A 17,696-nucleotide genomic window follows, 5' to 3' on the forward strand; every position below is an offset into this window, starting at 1 on the left:
GAGAAATGATATTAGAAATCTTTTGAAGAATTAAATGGCAGTAAATTATTTAATATATATTGTTCCCCACTCCCCTTTACTTAATAAAGATTTTGTACCGCAATTTGCAAATTTTTCACAAGAGGATTCTGTTCTTTTATATTCAACTTTGTACTTGAACCACAAAGAGGTTTTACAAAATTTTAAAGCAAATGTAGAAACTCATCTTTACTTTGATGAAAAAGACAAAGATAATATGCCGGTAAATTATTCTTGCGATGGGATTTTACCACAATATTTTAATACTTTAGAAAGTGGAAAGTATTTTTATAAAACCTTAAAAACTTTTCCAGCCTCAGCATTCCCAAATATTGTAATGATTTTTGCAAATTCAATTGGAATAAAACAGAGTGATTTATTAAAAACAATGAACTTGCTAAACAATGATGATAATAATTTTGTAATTGGTAAATCTATTGAGAATAAACTCGCTTTCTTTGGATTCAATTATTTTGATGAGAAATTATTTAAAGATTTATCTTCATTCAATATTACCTATGAACAATTGTTGCAAAGAATAAATAAACTTGATTACTATCTCTTTACTCTGGATGGATTTTTAACTGTGGAGAATGTAAATGATTTTAGAAGTCTTTACAAAAATCTATCTGTGAAAGAGAGCATCGAATATTGCAATCACGAAACGCACGAAAAATTTACTCATCTATTTATTGAATATAAGGAGCTGCTATAAGTGGGAGCTATTGGAATTTTAGGTGGAACATTCGATCCAATTCATCTTGGTCATTTAATTACCGCCCAGGCGTTAGTTGAAATAAGAAATCTTGAAAAGATTATATTTATTCCTTGCAATATTTCTCCTCATAAACTCGCAGGTAATCATTCAGATGCTAAACACAGATTGGAGATGGTTAGATTGACAACAAACAGAAATCAACAATTCAAATACTCCCCCATCGAGATTGAGAGAAGCGGTGTCTCTTATATGGTAGAAACACTACGCGAATTAAAGAAAAAATATGATATGATTGAATTGATAATCGGTTATGATAACATCGAAAAATTTTATACGTGGAAAGAGCCTGATGAAATTTTAACTTTGGCAAAATTAATTGTTTTGAAAAGAAAAGTTGAAAAAGAAATTCCTGTTAAAGATAAATACTACAATTCTGCTATCTTTGTTGAAACTCCAACAATTGATATAAAAGCAACTGAAATCCGTGAGAGAGTTAGAAGAAATCTTTCAATAGATTTTTTTGTTACAGATGAAGTGAAAGATTATATTATTAAAAACAACCTTTACAAAAGCTGAACAAAATAATTCAAATGAAACCAGAAGAACTTGTTGAAAACCTTTCGATTGAAAATAAAAGAATAATCTCACGCGCAATTTCCAAAGTTGAGTATGGGAATGGAGATGCTTCTCAAATCTTAAAATCAATTTATAGCAAAACTGGTAACGCATATAGAATTGGAATTACTGGACCTCCTGGCGCAGGTAAAAGTACTTTAACAAATCAACTAACAAAATATTACAGACAGCAAAATAAATCAGTTGCAATAATTGCTGTTGATCCAACAAGTCCTTTTACAGGTGGAGCACTTCTGGGGGATAGAGTTCGCATGAGTGAAATTGGTAGCGATCCAGGAGTTTTCATCCGCAGTATGGCAACTCGTGGAAGTCTTGGCGGTTTAAGTAAAAAAACAATTGATGCTGCTGATGTGCTTGATGCTGCTGGCTTCGATTACATTCTTTTTGAAACGGTTGGAGTGGGACAATCTGAATTAGATATTGTAAGAACTGCTGATACCACTCTTGTAGTTCTTGTACCGGAATCAGGTGATTCGATACAAGCGATGAAAGCTGGTTTGATGGAAATAGCTGATCTATTTGTAATGAATAAAAGCGACCGCCCTGGAGCCGATTCTGCAATTACTTCCTTACAAACAATTTTGTATTTCAAACCACACGATGAAAACTCCTGGTTGCCAAAAATTATTAAATCAATCGCTACTGAAAATAAAGGTGTAGAAGAAATTTCAAAAGCAATAGTGCAACACCAAAATTTTCTTGAAGACAAAAATTTGTTTAAAACCAAGCGGGAGCATAATTCTAAAATCCGTATTAAAGAAATTGTTGAAGCAAAACTAAAAGAAGAATTATGGACAAGTGAAAGAGAAAAGGCGTTGAGTAATTCCCTTGAACAGGTTGTTCTTGGTAATCTTTCACCATATCTTCTTGCAGAGGAATTAATAGAACATTACAAAAATGATCTGACTTGACAATAATCAATTTGAGTTTCTGCTTTTATCTTTATACTTAAATTGAAACTAAATCAGAATGAAAAAATAATTCAACCAAAAGAGGGCACTTTATGGTCGATACACAAATTCCTTTCTCATATCAACTTGATGAAAACCAAATTCTTATTAAGAATACAATCCGAGAATTTGCCGAGAACAATATTCGCCTTAAAATTATGGAATGGGATGAAACGCAAACTCACCCTAAAGAAATATTTACTCAACTTGGCAAGATGGGATTTCTAGGTATTCTTGTTCCCGAAAAGGATGGTGGTTCGGGGTTTGGCTATGTTGAATATGCTTTGATCGTAGAAGAACTTGCCAGAGTGGATCCATCAATAGCTCTTTCATTAGCCGCACACAATGGGCTATGCACCAACCACATTAATTTATTTGGTAATGAAATACAAAAGAAAAAATATCTTCCTGATTTAGCTATAGGAAAAAAACTTGGTGCATGGGGATTAACTGAACCATCTTCCGGCAGCGATGCTGCAGGTATGCAAACCACTGCTGAAAAAAAAGATGGTTACTATATTCTTAACGGAACAAAAAATTTTATTACAAATGGTGGAGTTGCAGAAACAGCAGTCGTACTAGCAATAAGTGATAAGTCAAAAAACAAAAAAGGAATTTCTGCTTTCATTGTAGAAAAAGGCTGGCAAGGATTTTCAGTTGGAAAAAAAGAAAATAAATTGGGAATGCGGGCAAGTGAAACTGTTCAACTAAATTTTGATAATTGCAAAGTACCGGAAGAAAACCTTATTGGAAACGATGGTGAAGGATTAACTCAAGCATTAAAAATTCTTGAAGGTGGTAGAATCTCAATCGCCGCATTATCAATTGGATTGGCGCAGGGGTGTTTGGAAGCGTCCATTAATTATTCTAAGCAAAGAAAACAATTTGGAAAACAATTAAGTGAATTCCAGGCAATACAATTTAAATTAGCTGAAATGGCAACTGATCTGGAAGCAGCCAGATTGCTTACTTATAAAGCTGCAGTAAAAAAAGATAATGGAGAAAAAGTTTTAATTGAGGCTTCAATTGCAAAACTTTATGCAAGCGAAATTGCTACTAAGGCAGCGAATGAAGCCGTTCAAATCCATGGTGGATATGGTTTTGTAAAAGATTATCCGGTAGAAAAATTTTACCGCGATGTAAAACTACTTACTATCGGGGAAGGAACTTCTGAAATCCAAAAAATGATTATTGCAAAACAATTATTAAAGGACTAAAAGCAAAGCAAGTTAGCTGAAGATAAAAATGAAGGCTATTTAAACTTATGAAAAAAATCGGAACATCAATTTTACCAAATGAATCTTTTCTTAAGCGTGAAGATTTTAACAAAAATCTCAACAGAAAAATTGAAGGTTTGAAAGATAAAATAAAACTTGGTGGCGGAAAGAAAGCGTTAGAAGCCCAAAGAGCTAAAGGGAAATTATCTGCAAGGGAAAGAATTGAAAAAATAATTGACAAGGAAAGTTTGTTTTTTGAATTTGGAATATTCGCCGGTTATGAAATGTATGATGAATTTGGTGGCGCTCCTGCATCTGGTACATTAATCGGAATTGGAAAAATCCACAATAGAAATCATTTAATTGTGGCTAACGATGCAACCGTAAAAGCCGGAGCATGGTTTCCCATTACTGTTAAGAAAAATCTCCGTGCCCAGGAAATGAGCATGGAAAACCATCTTCCAATAATTTATTTAGTAGACAGCGCTGGGGTTTTCTTACCTCTTCAAGAAGATATTTTTGCGGACAAAGAACACTTTGGTCGAGTATTCCGCAACAACGCAATAATTTCTTCGATGGGAATTCCACAGATAGCCGCCATTATGGGTCCTTGTGTAGCTGGTGGTGCTTATCTTCCAATCATGAGTGATGAAGCATTAATCGTTGATGGCGAAGGTTCAGTATTTCTTGCCGGTTCTCACTTAGTTAAAGCAGCAATTGGTGAAGATATTGAAAATGAAAATCTCGGCGGAGCTAAAGTTCAATCAAATATTTCCGGTGTTACTGATTACATTATGAAAAATGATGAAGAGTGCCTTGAACAAATCCGAAACCTGGTAGAAAAGTATTCTGAAAATCAGAAAGCAGGATTTAATAGAATTGAAACTAATCCCCCACTTTTCAATCCTGAAGAAATTTATGGAATCCTTCCAGAAAATACAATCAAACCATATGATATGTACGAAGTGATTGCCCGGATTGTAGACAAATCAGAGATTGATGAATACAAAGCCGGATATGGAAAAACAATCATAACCGCTTATGCAAGAATTGATGGATGGGCAGTTGGTATTGTTGCTAATCAAAGGAATATTGTAAAAACAGAATCCATTAATGGCGCAGGCGAAATGCAAATTGGCGGAGTTATATACTCCGACAGCGCTGATAAAGCTGCCCGATTTATAATGAATTGTAATCAACGAAAAATTCCACTTCTCTTCCTTCAGGATGTTACGGGATTTATGGTTGGCAGCCGTGCAGAGCAAGGCGGAATTATAAAAGATGGTGCTAAGATGGTAAATGCAGTGGCAAATTCTGTTGTTCCAAAGATTACTATAATTGTTGGTAACAGCTATGGTGCAGGCAATTATGCAATGTGTGGAAAAGCCTACGATCCTCGATTCATCTTTGCTTATCCAAATGCAAAAATTTCTGTTATGGGAGGCTCGCAGGCAAGCAACACGCTTTTAAGCATCAAGATAAAGCAGCTTGATAAGGAAGACAAAAAACTAAGTGATGCTGAAAAGAAAAAAATGTTAGGTGAAATTGAAAAATCTTATGAAGAGAAAAGTACTCCTGTTTATGCGGCAGCCCGGCTTTGGGTTGATGAAGTAATTGATCCAGCTTTAACTCGCAATTACATTTCCATGGCAATAGAAATTGCAAATAATAATCCTGAGTTAAAAAAGTTTAATGTTGGTGTAATACAAACCTAATCCGCAAATAAAATTTCTTCGGGTATAATTGTTACACGCAATTTTGTTATTTTAATTTATAGAAAAATGATTAAAATATATTGCGGAATGATTTCTAAACTTCTCAGTGCCGTTATAATAATTATATCAATTACATTAAACGCTCAGGTAACAAAACTTGGTGCATCCGTAAATCAACTTTCGCATTTTATTGCTTCAGAAAGTTTTTCTAATCTCAAAACAAAGATGGATGATTTTTCACAACTCGATTTGCTTTATATAAAATCACTTCAAGAATCAAATAACGATGTTGGTGATGCTTTATTCAATTTAACTTTTACTGTTATTCCTTATAATCAAATTCCACTTGTTACACCACTGCTTAATATTCCCATTAACATTAATCTTCCACATTCTGTGGATTCCATCTTCCGGTTAAAAAATAAAAATCTTCCCAAAAATTTATTTTATGATTCGCCTCAAAATGATTTTGGAGATAAGGACAAGCTTGCTCATTTCTTCGGAAGCGCTTACATTTCATATGGTTCTTACTGGTTTGATTTTACTGAAATTATTGGCATTTTTGTGGAGGATTTCGAAGAGAAATTTTATATTCAGGCTAAGGTTGATCAGAGAGATCTTTGTACAGATTATCTTGGAAATATTTTCGGTAAAGCACTTAAAAATAATATCAGTCTTTTGCCATCACAAATTCTGGCAGCTTATCATTTAACATTTTTCAGTTATAATTTATGAACTCAATTTTAGTTATTGATGATGAAAAAGAAATATGCGAAAGCATAAAAATGATCCTTGAGTATGAGGATTATGTAGTTGAAACCACAACCGATGGCGTTGATGGTTTAGAAAAAATTGAAGCTGGCAGCTTTGATGTTGTTCTATTGGATATTCAAATGCCGAGCATCAATGGCTTCGAGGTACTAAATAAAATAAAAGAAAAAAACCTGGATGTAAGCGTAATTATAATTTCTGCATTCAGCAATTTGGAAAACGCAGTTAAAGCCACCAAGCTTGGTGCTTTTGATTTTCTGGAGAAACCTATTGATCGCGAAAAAATGCTTCTGAGCATTCGCAATTCATTAAACCAGATAAATTTGCTAAAAGAAAATATTGAACTCAAAAAATCAATTTCTGGCAGTGAAGTAATTATTGGCAATACGCCACCAATAAAAAATGTTCTGGATGTTATTGCCAGGGTCGCTCAAACCGATGTGAGAGTTTTAATAACAGGTGAAAATGGAACTGGAAAGGAATTGGTAGCAAGGGAAATACACAAGCAGAGTAGCAGGGCTGACCAGAAATTTGTAGAAGTTAACTGTGCCGCTATTCCAAATGAGTTAATTGAATCTGAGTTGTTCGGTCACGAAAAAGGTTCGTTCACCGGTGCAATGCAACAACGCATTGGTAAATTTGAATTGGCAAATAAGGGAACACTTTTTCTTGATGAAATTGGGGATATGAGTCAACAGGCGCAGGCAAAAGTTTTACGAGCAATTGAAGATGGAAAGATTGAGCGTGTTGGCGGAAATAAAAAAATAGAAGTTGACGTTAGAATAATTACTGCAACTAATAAAAATCTAAAAGATGAAATTGAGAAAGGAAATTTTCGCGAGGATTTATATCACCGTTTAAATGTTATTCCTATTCTTGTACCACCGCTTAGAGAAAGAAGCGAAGACGTTCCTTTGCTGGTTAAGCATTTTGCTAAAGATATTTGTGCAAAATATAAAATAGCACCTGTTGAGTTTAATGAAAATGCAATAAAGGCGTTGCAAGTAATGGAATGGCGCGGAAACGTTCGCGAATTAAGAAATATTGTTGAAAGAATTATAATTATGGTTCCGAATAAAGAGATTAAAGAAAAAGATGTGTTTAGTCTAATTTCCCCGCAGCAAGCTAAGATGGATGATATTTTAAATATCTCCAATTCGTTCCAGGATTTTAAAGAAAAAGCTGAAAGAGCATTTATACTTAAGCAGCTTGAAACAAATGGATGGAATATCAGCAAGACAGCAGAACTTCTGGATATTCAACGCAGTCATCTGTATGCAAAGATGAAAAAGTATGACATTGAGAAAGGAAAAGAATAATGGCAGAAACAATCTTTTCAAAAATTATCCGAAAGGAAATACCGGCAACAATTGTTTATGAGAATGATGATGTTCTCGCTTTCAGGGATATAAATCCGCAGGCTCCAACACATATTTTAATTATTCCAAAGAATGATGAGATAACAAAAACATCAGAAATTAATGGTGGTAAACACGCAACTTTGCTTGGAAAACTCTTTAACGCAGCAAATGAAATTGCCAGACAGGAGAATATTTCAGAGAGCGGATATAGATTAGTAATCAATTGTGGTCCGGATGCTGGGCAGGAAGTGTATCATCTGCATATGCATTTGCTTGGTGGAAGAAAAATGAACTGGCCGCCAGGATGATTTGATTTTAGATTGCAGATTTCGGATTGCAGAATTTTATTCCGCATTCATCAATCCGCAATCTTTTGATTCCTTTATCTGCAATATCTGTCCGGTAATAAATATTCTCGAATTCTATTTTCTTGATCGCTTCGTAGACTTTATCTTTACAGAATTTTAAATTGTTCTCCACCGTTAATGCGGTAACACCCAAAACTCGACCACCATTAGTTATAATTTTATCACTTTCTCTTTTTGTACCGGCATGAAAAACAATTGTATTATCAGATTTGAATTGCTCTAATCCTTTAATCTCAAATCCTTTTTCAAATTTATCCGGATATCCTTTGGAAGCTGCAACAACACAAACAGCGGAACCGCCATTATATTTCACTGCTTCTTTTTCGAGTTTTCCAACGGCAGCAGAGTAAAGTAATTTTAGGAGATCTCCTTCCAATAAAGGTAATACAACTTGAGTTTCCGGATCGCCAAAGCGGCAATTGAATTCGACTACTTTTGGACCTTCGCTTGTAATCATCAATCCACAATATAAGCAGCCCGAAAAAGTTTTGTCCTCTTTTTTCATTGCTGACAAAGTTGGGAAAATAATATTTTCTTCTATTTCTTTTAGTAATGCTTGGGTTATTATTGGTGCGGGAGCATAGGCTCCCATACCACCAGTGTTTTTACCGGTATCATTATATCCAATTCGTTTATGATCTTGGGCAGCAGGTAAACAAACAAAGTTTTCTCCATCGGTAATAGCAAAGATTGATGCTTCCTCTCCGAACATAAACTCTTCCACAACAATTGAATCACCGGCGGAACCAAAAACTTCATTCAAAAAAATATCTTTTATTGCAAACTCGGCTTCTTCCTTGTTATTACAAATTAAAACTCCTTTACCGGCCGCCAATCCTGAGGCTTTAATAACAACTGGGAAAGGACTTTTTCTTAAATAATTAAAAACTTCATCATATTGCGATTTATGAAAAGTTTTGAATCCAGCAGTAGGAATTCCATACTTTTTCATCAACCACTTTGAAAAAGATTTGTCTCCTTCTATCATCGCCGCTTCTGAATTTGGTCCGAAAACTATAATATTATTTTTCCTTAATTCATTTGCCAAACCATCAACTAAAGGTAATTCCGGACCAATCACAACCAGATCAATTTCTTTCGATTTGCAGAAATTAATAATCTCAGGATTTCCTTTGATGGAAATATTTTCTCCAAGCGATTCTGTTCCGGTATTACCTGGGATGTTGTACAGCTTGTCGAGCGATGAACTTTTAGAAATTTGATACGCCAAGGCATGTTCTCTTCCACCGGAACCAATTAGGGCAACATTCATTATATTTCCCTTAAATAAAATTGAAATTGTTTTGTCAATTGCTCTGTTAAATAATCACCACGATGTTTCTCAACAAATTCTTCATTTGGTTTTGGAAGGTTGCCTTCACGATATAATTTATGTACCTGAATAATCGTTTCCTTTATCTGTTGAATATTATTTGGTTCAGTTATAAATGAAGCGCCATATTCCTGTAAAGAAGAACGTGCTGCTCCTTCAGGAACGCACCCAATAATTGGTTTACGAGTTCCAAAGTATTCAAATAATTTACTGGTTGAAAGAGTATCCGAGTTTTTGCTGTTTCCAATCATCATCCAAAGAACATCACTGGATAATAATTTAATTATTGTTGACTTATGATCAATGTAACCAAAATCTTTTACGTATGGAATCAAACCTAACTTCTTAATTAACTTATGATTTTCTTTAAGCAAGTATCCAATAAAATGAAGCTCGATATTTTCTGCTACATCTGGTCTTTCTATTGTCAATTCCTTAAAAGCTTTTAGAAAATATTTTGGAGTAATGAATTCATAAAACATTCCTGCGTAAGTCAATCGAAGTTTATTATTTAATTTCGATTCGCGTGTAATATTAGCAAAATCTTCAAGGTCATATCCTTCTGGTAGGATTAACACATCATCAAACGTTAAAAACTGAAAAGTGCTTAATAGTTTTTCTTTTATCTTTCTATTTACCGTGATAATTTTATCTGCTACCTTCAAAGCACCATATTCCATTTTTTTGTGAAGATACTTGTGGTATGGTGTAAGATTAAATGAAAACTGGTTATGTGTCCACAGCTCCCGATAATCCACGAACAAAGATATATCGAACATTTGACTTAGTTTTGCAGCTATATTAAACGATGAGAAAGGAGGAATAGAGACGAAAATAATATCAAATTTTTCTTTTTCAAGTAAATTTTTAGCAATAGCAAATGCTTTCTTAGACCAGGATTTTTTATTATCAGGAATAAAAATGGTTTTGATTACTCTGCTAATAAACTTTCTTAAAAATTCAGGTTTCATTTTATAGGTTTTATTTTTTGCAAAAAGAAAATCTGAATTTAAAGGATCTGTTCTTATTACTCTTAAATTATTTGTTATAATTTCTTCTAACAAAACTGGATCGTGGGCGTAGTAATTAGTGGCACCGGTAGTAATTACTGTCGGTTCCCAATTAAAATTCTTCATGTATTTTACAAATCTTAAAGTCCTCTGTACCCCGCCCATTCCCATTGGTGGAAAGTAATATGATATAACAAGAACTCTGAACATAATAACCTATAAATTTGGTTTAATTATTCTGGATGTTTTAATTCTTTTCAAAATCGTTAGGCTAAAATTTTATAAAAACTTTTAAATATGATAATTAGGTGCTTCTTCAGTAATTATAACATCGTGTGGATGACTTTCGCGCAATCCAGCATTTGTCATTTTTATAAATTTAGCTTTTTCTTTTAATTCATTAATATTTTTTGTTCCGCAATAACCCATAGCTGCTCTAAGTCCACCTACAAATTGGTAGATTGTTTCTGCTAAAGCACCTTTGAAAGGAACACGTCCTTCAATTCCTTCCGGAACTAATTTTTTAATTCCATCTTCTGCATCCTGAAAATATCTATCTCCGCTGCCTTCCATCATTGCACCAAGGGAACCCATCCCACGATAAACTTTAAAACTTCTTCCTTCAAGAAGAACATTTTCTCCCGGGGTTTCTTCAACTCCTGCAAACATACCACCGATCATTACCGAATCTGCCCCGGAGGCAATCGCTTTTGGAACATCCCCGGTTTGCTTAACTCCACCGTCTGCAATAAGTGGAATCCCTTTTGACTTTGTAGCTGAATGAACATTCATGATTGCTGATATTTGTGGTACACCAACTCCGGCAATTACTCTTGTAGTACAAATTGAACCTGCACCAATTCCAACTTTAACTGCATTAACGCCGGCTTGTATTAAGTCAAGCGCTGCTTCGGGACTAATAATATTACCAGCGATTAGTTGAGCATATTTATATTTTTTATGGATCTCTTTTATTGTTTTTACAACACCTGATGAATGACCATGTGCAGTATCGATAACCAGAACATCAGCACCAGCTTTTAGAACCATTTCAGCTCGTTCCATAGTATCTTTTGTAACTCCCAAGGCAGCACCAACTCTTAATCTTCCGTGCTCATCTTTACTGGCAAAAGGAAATTTCCTTTTCTTCCTAATATCTTTAAAGGTAATTAATCCTTTTAAAATTCCTTTCTTATCAACAACGGGTAATTTTTCGATTCTATGTTTTTGAAGAATCTTTTCTGCCTGTTCAAGCGTAGTGCCTACCGGAGCAGTAACAAGATTATTTGTAGTCATTATATTTTTTACTTTAAGATGAATGTTGGGTTCAAATCGTAAATCTCGGTTTGTAAGAATTCCAACAAGTTTTCCAACTTCGTCTATAATCGGGATACCGGAAATATGGTACTTGCTCATTAATAAAAGAGCATCTTGAATTGTTTTTTCCGGAGTAAGAGTAATTGGTTTCAAAATCATCCCACTTTCAGAACGTTTCACTTTATCAATTTCTTCTGCCTGTCTTTCGATTGACATATTTTTATGGATAATCCCAATACCACCTTCCACCGCCATAGCTATTGCCATCTTCGATTCTGTTATTGTATCCATAGCTGCTGAAAGGAATGGTATATTTAGCTTTATGTCAGTCGTTAGAAAAGTTGTAATGTCAACATCACGTGGTAATACATTTGATTTTGAAGGAAGTAAAAGTAAATCATCAAATGTAAATCCTTCAAAAACTACTTTGGGTTTTCCTTTGTTTGGAGTTAGTTTCTTTTTCATTTCAATTAAAATTAATATTGTTTTTAAAATCGTTTAATCATATGCCGGAAATCCTGTTATATCTTCACCAATAATCAGCGTATGCATTTCGTGAGTGCCTTCATAAGTTTTAACAGATTCCAAATTGGCTGAATGACGCATAACCGGATATTCATCAAGTATTCCATTTGCACCAAAAATTTCCCGTGCTATTCGGGCAATCTCCAGTGCTTTCTCACAATTATTTCTTTTTGCCAAAGAAACCTGTGTATGTTTTAATTTCCCGGAATCTTTCAATCTTCCGAGCTGCAGATTTAATAATTGGGCTTTTGTAATTTCAGTTAATATATAAACCAATTTTTCCTGTGTTAATTGATAAGCTGCAATTGGTTTACTAAATTGTACTCGCGAGAGTGAGTACTGTAATGCTGCATCGTAACAAGCCATCATTGCACCAACAACTCCCCAGGCAATTCCATATCGCGCCTGATTCAAACACATCAAAGCAGATTTCAATCCAGATGTGTTTGGCAGTAGTTTATTTTCAGGAACAAAAACATCTTCAAAAATTAATTCAGAGGTAACAGATGCTTTCAGAGAATGTTTTCCTTTCATTTCCGGAGCGCTAAATCCTTTGCTTCCCTTTTCAATTAGGAATCCATTTACTATTCCATTAAGCTTAGCCCACACAACGGCAATATCTGCAATTGTCCCGTTAGTAATCCACATCTTTGCGCCATTAAGAAGAAATCCACCATCGACTTTTTCAGCTTTAGTAATCATACCGCCTGGATTCGAACCGAAATCTGGTTCAGTTAATCCAAAGCAGCCAATTTTTTCTCCCTTAGCTAATAGTGGAAGCCAGTAATCTTTTTGTTCTTCAGAACCAAATTGAAATATTGGATACATTACCAGTGCACTTTGTACGGAAACAAAACTTCTTATTCCACTATCCCCGCGTTCAAGTTCCTGCATAACTAAACCATATGCAACATTATTCATTTCTGCACAACCGTATTTAGCCGGTAAAGTACTCCCGAATAATCCTAACTCAGCCATTTTAGGAACAAGTTGAATTGGAAATTTGGAATTACGATTATACTCCTCAATTATTGGAATCACTTCGTTAGATACAAATTCCCTAACCGTATCCCGGACGAGGACTTCTTCTTCTGAAAGTAAATTTTCTATGTTAAAGTAATCTACACCAACAAAATTATTCATCATTTAATCCAATTTCATTCCCAGTTTCAGTTATAATTTTTCTGTAAGCATTTTCAATTGTTTCGTAATCAAAACCTTTGGATAAAAGGAATGAATATATTTTTTGTTTTAACTTCCGTTTATCAATTATTTTTCTTGAGGATAAAGATTTCATTTTTTTCTTTGCCAACTCCAATGCATTATCAGTTTCATCAACATCACTGTTTTCATCAATAATTGTATTAATTATTTCTCTCGGGATTCCCCGGGCATATAGTTCTTTTTTAATTTTACCTAAACCATTTGTAGAAAGTCTTAATCTTTCTTCTACATATTCTCTTGTAAATCTTTCATCGTTAAGAAAATCTGATTGTTGCAAATCAATAATTACTTCAGTAACAATTCCCTTATCAAACTTGCGCTGTAATAATTTTCTTTCAATTTCTTTTGAAGAATGATTCCTTCGTGTTAAAAGGTTAAATGCTTTTTCCTTTGCTTCAAATATTTTGTTTTGTTTACTGATAACCTGAATTAAATCATCAGTAAATGGATCGCCATTTCTTAAACCATTTTTAAGAAAAATCTCATACCTGATTAATAACTCTTCACCTGAGTCTAAAATTACCTGTACATTTCTTTTTACTTTCCTAATTGCCGCAATTTGCATAAGAGGAAATTACTTTTTCTTTTCTTTAACTACAGGTACTTCTTCAACTGGTTCAACCAATTCTTTAATCATTCCCAGTTTTGTTTTTACTTCCAGAGTTAATTTTTCTAAAATTTCAGGGAGTTCATTTAGTTTTGTCCTCATCTGTTCCCTTCCCTGGAACCGATCTTCGCCATAAGTAAACCAGGAACCGCTTTTTTTAATTATTCCATGATTCACACCCAGATCAATTACATCACCAGCTTTGCTTATACCTTCATTGTACAAAATATCAAACTCAACTTCCTTGAATGGTGGTGCAATTTTGCTTTTTACAACTTTCACTTTTGTTCTGTTTCCAATTACATCAGTTCCTTCCTTTATTGCCGCAATCCTTCTTATATCCAACCGAACCGAAGCATAAAATTTTAATGCGTTGCCGCCAGTTGTAGTTTCAGGATTTCCAAACATCACTCCAATTTTACTCCTTAGTTGATTAGTAAAAATAACACAGGTTTTTGATCTTGAAATTGCGCCGGTAATTTTTCTTAATGCTTGAGACATTAATCTCGCCTGCATTGCCATGTGGGCATCGCCCATTTCGCCTTCAATTTCTGCACGGGGAACCAAAGCTGCAACAGAATCGATAATAATTATATCAATAGCGTTACTGCGGATTAAAGTATCCACGATATCCAAAGCCTGCTCACCATAATCAGGTTGAGATATTAACAGGTTATTTGTATCAACACCAAGCCGTTTAGCATAATTAACATCAAGTGCATGTTCAGCATCTATGAATGCAGCAAGACCTCCAACTTTTTGTGCCTCAGCCATAATGTGCAAACAAAGAGTTGTTTTGCCGGAAGATTCCGGACCATAAATTTCCACAATCCTGCCGCGGGGAACGCCGCCAATACCGAGCGCCCAATCCAGCGATAATGAGCCAGTTGATATCGATTCAACCGGAGCAATAACTCCATTACCTAATTTCATAATAGAGCCTTTACCAAAACTCTTCTCAATATTAGAAATCGTTTCGTCTAATATTTTTAACTTTGCATCTTTCTCAGCAGACATTTTTCCTCCGTTTATAACAATTTAAATAATTTTACATCTGAATAAACTGAACCGCCAGGTAAAAGTTTACTTTTCATCAATGATATTTCATTACAGTAAAAACTTTTTTGCGGCAAAATAAAGTTTTTGAAACTTGAAATAAATTCATCATCAGGATTTTCTTTTATCCTCAACAAAGTAATATGCGGTTTGAACATACGTTTTTCTTTTTCAAATCCTAAATGTTCAAATTCATTTTCAACTTTATCAACTATTTCTAAAAGCTTATCATCAACTTTAAGACTTATCCACAGAATCCGCGATAAAAAAAATCCAAATTTATCAAATTCACAGGTAATTTTATTATAACCTTCCAAAATAGGTTTAATTTTTTTTATGAATGGAACAGAATCGGATTCTTCAACATCTCCAAGGAATTTTAAAGTTAGATGAAACTTTTCCTTTGATTCCCATTTTCTGTCAATATCATCCTGATAAATCGAATTACGAATAGAATCTATTTCATCAATTATATCCCGTGGTAATTTTAATGCTATAAATAACCTATTCTTCATATGGTATTCCCAGCAACTGCCTTCGTAACAATTCCAATGCTGCCTGCGAAGATCTTTCCTTATTTAAAATTCTATCTTCACTAAATTGGAATTTTTTTGCAAAGCAAACTTTTTCCTGACAAAATCCAATGTACACCAAACCAACGGGTTTGGTAGAAGTTGCACCAGTAGGTCCCATAATTCCAGTTGTAGAAAGTCCAATATCGGTTCCACTGATGGCTTTAATTCCTTCCGCCATTTGTTTAGCTACTTCCACACTAACTGATCCAAATTCAACTATTGAATCTTCATTTACTTTTAATAGCTCTACTTTTGCAGCATTGCTATAAGTAACTAATCCTCTCTCAAAATAATCGGAACTACCACTTATATTGGTCAACCTATTGCTAATAATTCCGCCTGTGCAGGATTCAGCAATAGCAATGGTTAAACCTCTTTCTTTAAGTAACCGACCAATCACTTCTTCCAAAGATATATTTTCTATTCCATAAATATATCTGCCAACTAATGTGCGAATTTTTTGTTCAATTTCACTTAAACGGTTTATTGCAGAATCTTCAGTATCATCTTCAACTGTTATGCGAACTTTAACTCCAAATTGATTTGGTAGAAAAGCTAATTTAGCCCCTTGAAGCAGTTCATCCAAATTACCAAGCCTGTTAAATAAATAGGATTCTGGCATTCCTGTTGTTAAAAGATTTTTTACTTTTTTAATTTTATTAAGTTTGCCTCTTGCAATTAAAAGTTTTGGAATAACACTAAGTTCCATCAAGGCTTCCATTTCATAAGGAACACCGGGAAGCGATATCAAAATCTTTTTATCTTTCTCAACCCATAGCCCTGGAGCTGTACCTTTGGTATTCTTAAGAACGGAGGCAACTTCTGGAACGAGTGCCTGCATCCGGTTAATTTCAGTTAGCTGTCTGCCTCTTTTCTCAAAGAAAATTTTCAAATCATTTAGTGCTTCTTCATTTATGATTAGATCAGAATTGAAAAACTTTGATATGCATTTCTTGGTAATATCATCGTGCGTTGGACCTAATCCACCGGTTACTATCACAGCATCATTTTTAGAAAGCGCATCATTAAATTCATTTAAAATTTCATCTTCATCATCACCTACAACAGTAATTTTGGGAACTTCAAATTGATTTTCTACCAGTTTTGAGGCAATAAATAATGCATTCGTGTTGATGGTATCACCAATTAAAATTTCATCTCCAATACTGATTATTTGAATTTTCATAAATATTTAATTCATCCTATTTATGATAAAAAGGAGAAAATGCACAAGAATCAAAGAATAAATTGCTGCCACAAAATCATCAATCATAATACCTAAACCACCATCCAATTTCTCCAAATCTCTTGCCGGGTAGGGCTTAATTATATCAAAAATTCTCCAAATAAAAAAACCAAGTACCATATTTAAAATAGTCTTAGGAACTAAAAGAAGCGAGATCCACATTCCCATAACTTCGTCAATAGTGCATTGTGCGGGATCTTTTCCATACACTTTCTCAAATTTATTTCCTATCTGGATTCCGATTACAAAAAAAACAATAATTGCAGGAATTATCACATGAATATTTTCAAACCCGGGAATACAATAAATCAATAAACCAACCAGACTTCCAAAAGTGCCGGAAGCAAATGGAATATATCCGGTATAAAATCCTGAACCGAGTATTTTTTCAAAAGAATTAATTCGCTCCAAACATTTTCCTTACTAATCTTCTGTTGAAATAGATATATGAAATTCCGGTATAAAGAGTAATTAAAGTTACAAGCACCATACAAATGTATATAAAAGTTGGGTCGGTTAACAATGCAAACAGTTTTTCATTTCCCAGATAAATTTGTTTGATAGTTTTTAAAGTATAGATTAGTAAAAGATAATAAATGAAAACCATCTGAATAAAAGTTTTCCACTTTGCCATATAACTTGTAGAAATACCAACTCCTTTATAATCAGCATAAGCACGCAGCCCTGTAATTGCAAAATCTCGAATGATAATAATTAACACCATCCATAATTCTAAAATACCTAAAAATGCAAAAGCAAGAAAAGCTGAAGCTGTTAGTATTTTATCAGCAAGCGGATCTAAAAATTTTCCCCAGTTTGTTATGTAATTAAATTTTCTGGCAAGCCAACCATCATACCAATCAGTAATTGCCGCAATGATATAAACTCCTAAAGATATTTGCTTTAGAAGTGGTTCTTCAGAAAGAAATAACACCAGGAATATTGGCGTTAGAATGATTCTGAGTATAGTTAACTGATTAGGATAGACCATTTATTTATTAAATTTTTAAATAATGTAAGATTGATTAAACTGTTGTTAATGAGACAAA

Annotated in this window: 18 protein-coding genes; 8 read left to right on the forward strand and 10 right to left on the reverse strand. The window is 34.0% G+C overall.

The genetic code is table 11. The features are described from left to right. Window positions 1–34: 34 nt before the first annotated feature. The 8 genes from NTX22_05480 (at window position 35) to NTX22_05515 (ending at window position 7,694) form a co-directional block, all read left to right on the forward strand. On the forward strand, window positions 35–733 hold the full coding sequence (locus tag NTX22_05480) for a hypothetical protein (GenBank protein ID MCX6149960.1): 699 nt from the start codon (window positions 35–37) through the stop codon (window positions 731–733). Continuing rightward, entirely contained in the window at window positions 734–1,312 is a 579-nt protein-coding gene (nadD, locus tag NTX22_05485) for a nicotinate-nucleotide adenylyltransferase (protein ID MCX6149961.1), read from the forward strand. Window positions 1,313–1,326: 14 nt separating this feature from the next. After that, window positions 1,327–2,283: a methylmalonyl Co-A mutase-associated GTPase MeaB gene (gene meaB, locus NTX22_05490; protein MCX6149962.1), complete on the forward strand. Its 957-nt coding sequence runs from the start codon at window positions 1,327–1,329 to the stop codon at window positions 2,281–2,283. 92 nt (window positions 2,284–2,375) lie between these two features. After that, window positions 2,376–3,539, forward strand: a complete 1,164-nt coding sequence (locus NTX22_05495) for an acyl-CoA dehydrogenase family protein (protein ID MCX6149963.1) — start codon at window positions 2,376–2,378, stop codon at window positions 3,537–3,539. 47 nt (window positions 3,540–3,586) lie between these two features. Further along, the gene (locus NTX22_05500) at window positions 3,587–5,254 is read left to right on the forward strand and encodes an acyl-CoA carboxylase subunit beta (protein ID MCX6149964.1); all 1,668 of its coding nucleotides are present in this window, start codon (window positions 3,587–3,589) and stop codon (window positions 5,252–5,254) included. A 66-nt stretch (window positions 5,255–5,320) separates the two neighbouring features. Beyond that, window positions 5,321–5,989, forward strand: coding sequence for a hypothetical protein (locus NTX22_05505; GenBank protein MCX6149965.1), 669 nt, complete (start codon window positions 5,321–5,323; stop codon window positions 5,987–5,989). After that, the gene (locus NTX22_05510; protein ID MCX6149966.1) at window positions 5,986–7,344 is read left to right on the forward strand and encodes a sigma-54 dependent transcriptional regulator; all 1,359 of its coding nucleotides are present in this window, start codon (window positions 5,986–5,988) and stop codon (window positions 7,342–7,344) included. Before NTX22_05505 ends, NTX22_05510 begins: the two co-directional genes overlap by 4 nt. Further along, window positions 7,344–7,694 carry a histidine triad nucleotide-binding protein gene (locus NTX22_05515; protein ID MCX6149967.1) on the forward strand — a complete coding sequence of 117 codons (351 nt, stop codon included), beginning with the start codon at window positions 7,344–7,346 and terminating at the stop codon, window positions 7,692–7,694. Before NTX22_05510 ends, NTX22_05515 begins: the two co-directional genes overlap by 1 nt. Before the next feature lie 7 nt (window positions 7,695–7,701). Here the strand turns inward: NTX22_05515 and purD are convergent, their stop codons facing one another. The 10 genes from purD to pgsA all read right to left on the reverse strand — a co-directional run bounded on the left by purD (window position 7,702) and on the right by pgsA (window position 17,638). Beyond that, window positions 7,702–9,027, reverse strand: coding sequence for a phosphoribosylamine--glycine ligase (purD, locus tag NTX22_05520; protein MCX6149968.1), 1,326 nt, complete (start codon window positions 9,025–9,027; stop codon window positions 7,702–7,704). Continuing rightward, a complete protein-coding gene (locus NTX22_05525; protein MCX6149969.1) occupies window positions 9,027–10,307 on the reverse strand; it encodes a glycosyl transferase family 1 in 1,281 nt (426 codons plus the stop codon). Before NTX22_05525 ends, purD begins: the two co-directional genes overlap by 1 nt. An 81-nt stretch (window positions 10,308–10,388) precedes the next feature. Continuing rightward, complete coding sequence (gene guaB / locus NTX22_05530; protein MCX6149970.1) at window positions 10,389–11,879, reverse strand: IMP dehydrogenase; 1,491 nt, start codon at window positions 11,877–11,879, stop codon at window positions 10,389–10,391. Between the two features lie 33 nt (window positions 11,880–11,912). Next, a complete protein-coding gene (locus NTX22_05535) occupies window positions 11,913–13,085 on the reverse strand; it encodes an acyl-CoA dehydrogenase family protein (GenBank protein ID MCX6149971.1) in 1,173 nt (390 codons plus the stop codon). Next, complete coding sequence (locus tag NTX22_05540; GenBank protein ID MCX6149972.1) at window positions 13,075–13,728, reverse strand: regulatory protein RecX; 654 nt, start codon at window positions 13,726–13,728, stop codon at window positions 13,075–13,077. The genes NTX22_05535 and NTX22_05540 overlap by 11 nt, the downstream gene beginning before the upstream one ends. 9 nt (window positions 13,729–13,737) lie before the next feature. After that, entirely contained in the window at window positions 13,738–14,787 is a 1,050-nt protein-coding gene (gene recA, locus NTX22_05545) for a recombinase RecA (protein MCX6149973.1), read from the reverse strand. Between the two features lie 11 nt (window positions 14,788–14,798). Next, window positions 14,799–15,341 (reverse strand): RNA 2',3'-cyclic phosphodiesterase, encoded by a 543-nt coding sequence (thpR, locus tag NTX22_05550; GenBank protein MCX6149974.1) that lies wholly within the window; start codon window positions 15,339–15,341, stop codon window positions 14,799–14,801. Beyond that, complete coding sequence (locus tag NTX22_05555) at window positions 15,331–16,587, reverse strand: competence/damage-inducible protein A (GenBank protein ID MCX6149975.1); 1,257 nt, start codon at window positions 16,585–16,587, stop codon at window positions 15,331–15,333. Before NTX22_05555 ends, thpR begins: the two co-directional genes overlap by 11 nt. Before the next feature lie 6 nt (window positions 16,588–16,593). Next, entirely contained in the window at window positions 16,594–17,058 is a 465-nt protein-coding gene (locus NTX22_05560; GenBank protein ID MCX6149976.1) for a phosphatidylglycerophosphatase A, read from the reverse strand. Next, window positions 17,045–17,638, reverse strand: a complete 594-nt coding sequence (gene pgsA, locus NTX22_05565; GenBank protein ID MCX6149977.1) for a CDP-diacylglycerol--glycerol-3-phosphate 3-phosphatidyltransferase — start codon at window positions 17,636–17,638, stop codon at window positions 17,045–17,047. Before pgsA ends, NTX22_05560 begins: the two co-directional genes overlap by 14 nt. Between the last annotated feature and the right edge of the window lie 58 nt (window positions 17,639–17,696).

Source organism: Ignavibacteriales bacterium, assembly GCA_026390815.1.
GTDB lineage: Bacteria > Bacteroidota > Ignavibacteria > Ignavibacteriales > SURF-24 > JAPLFH01.

What these genes read in the sequence shown, in the direction of transcription:
- NTX22_05540 (MCX6149972.1), bottom strand. Translation starts at nt 13,728, where the DNA reads ATGCAAATTGCGGCAATTAGGAAAGTAAAAAGAAATGTACAGGTAATT.
- guaB (MCX6149970.1), bottom strand. Translation starts at nt 11,879, where the DNA reads ATGAAAAAGAAACTAACTCCAAACAAAGGAAAACCCAAAGTAGTTTTT.
- NTX22_05510 (MCX6149966.1), top strand. Translation starts at nt 5,986, where the DNA reads ATGAACTCAATTTTAGTTATTGATGATGAAAAAGAAATATGCGAAAGC.
- meaB (MCX6149962.1), top strand. Translation starts at nt 1,327, where the DNA reads ATGAAACCAGAAGAACTTGTTGAAAACCTTTCGATTGAAAATAAAAGA.
- NTX22_05525 (MCX6149969.1), bottom strand. Translation starts at nt 10,307, where the DNA reads ATGTTCAGAGTTCTTGTTATATCATATTACTTTCCACCAATGGGAATG.
- NTX22_05500 (MCX6149964.1), top strand. Translation starts at nt 3,587, where the DNA reads ATGAAAAAAATCGGAACATCAATTTTACCAAATGAATCTTTTCTTAAG.
- NTX22_05495 (MCX6149963.1), top strand. Translation starts at nt 2,376, where the DNA reads ATGGTCGATACACAAATTCCTTTCTCATATCAACTTGATGAAAACCAA.
- thpR (MCX6149974.1), bottom strand. Translation starts at nt 15,341, where the DNA reads ATGAAGAATAGGTTATTTATAGCATTAAAATTACCACGGGATATAATT.
- NTX22_05505 (MCX6149965.1), top strand. Translation starts at nt 5,321, where the DNA reads ATGATTAAAATATATTGCGGAATGATTTCTAAACTTCTCAGTGCCGTT.
- NTX22_05555 (MCX6149975.1), bottom strand. Translation starts at nt 16,587, where the DNA reads ATGAAAATTCAAATAATCAGTATTGGAGATGAAATTTTAATTGGTGAT.
- recA (MCX6149973.1), bottom strand. Translation starts at nt 14,787, where the DNA reads ATGTCTGCTGAGAAAGATGCAAAGTTAAAAATATTAGACGAAACGATT.
- NTX22_05535 (MCX6149971.1), bottom strand. Translation starts at nt 13,085, where the DNA reads ATGATGAATAATTTTGTTGGTGTAGATTACTTTAACATAGAAAATTTA.
- NTX22_05515 (MCX6149967.1), top strand. Translation starts at nt 7,344, where the DNA reads ATGGCAGAAACAATCTTTTCAAAAATTATCCGAAAGGAAATACCGGCA.
- pgsA (MCX6149977.1), bottom strand. Translation starts at nt 17,638, where the DNA reads ATGGTCTATCCTAATCAGTTAACTATACTCAGAATCATTCTAACGCCA.
- NTX22_05480 (MCX6149960.1), top strand. Translation starts at nt 35, where the DNA reads ATGGCAGTAAATTATTTAATATATATTGTTCCCCACTCCCCTTTACTT.
- purD (MCX6149968.1), bottom strand. Translation starts at nt 9,027, where the DNA reads ATGAATGTTGCCCTAATTGGTTCCGGTGGAAGAGAACATGCCTTGGCG.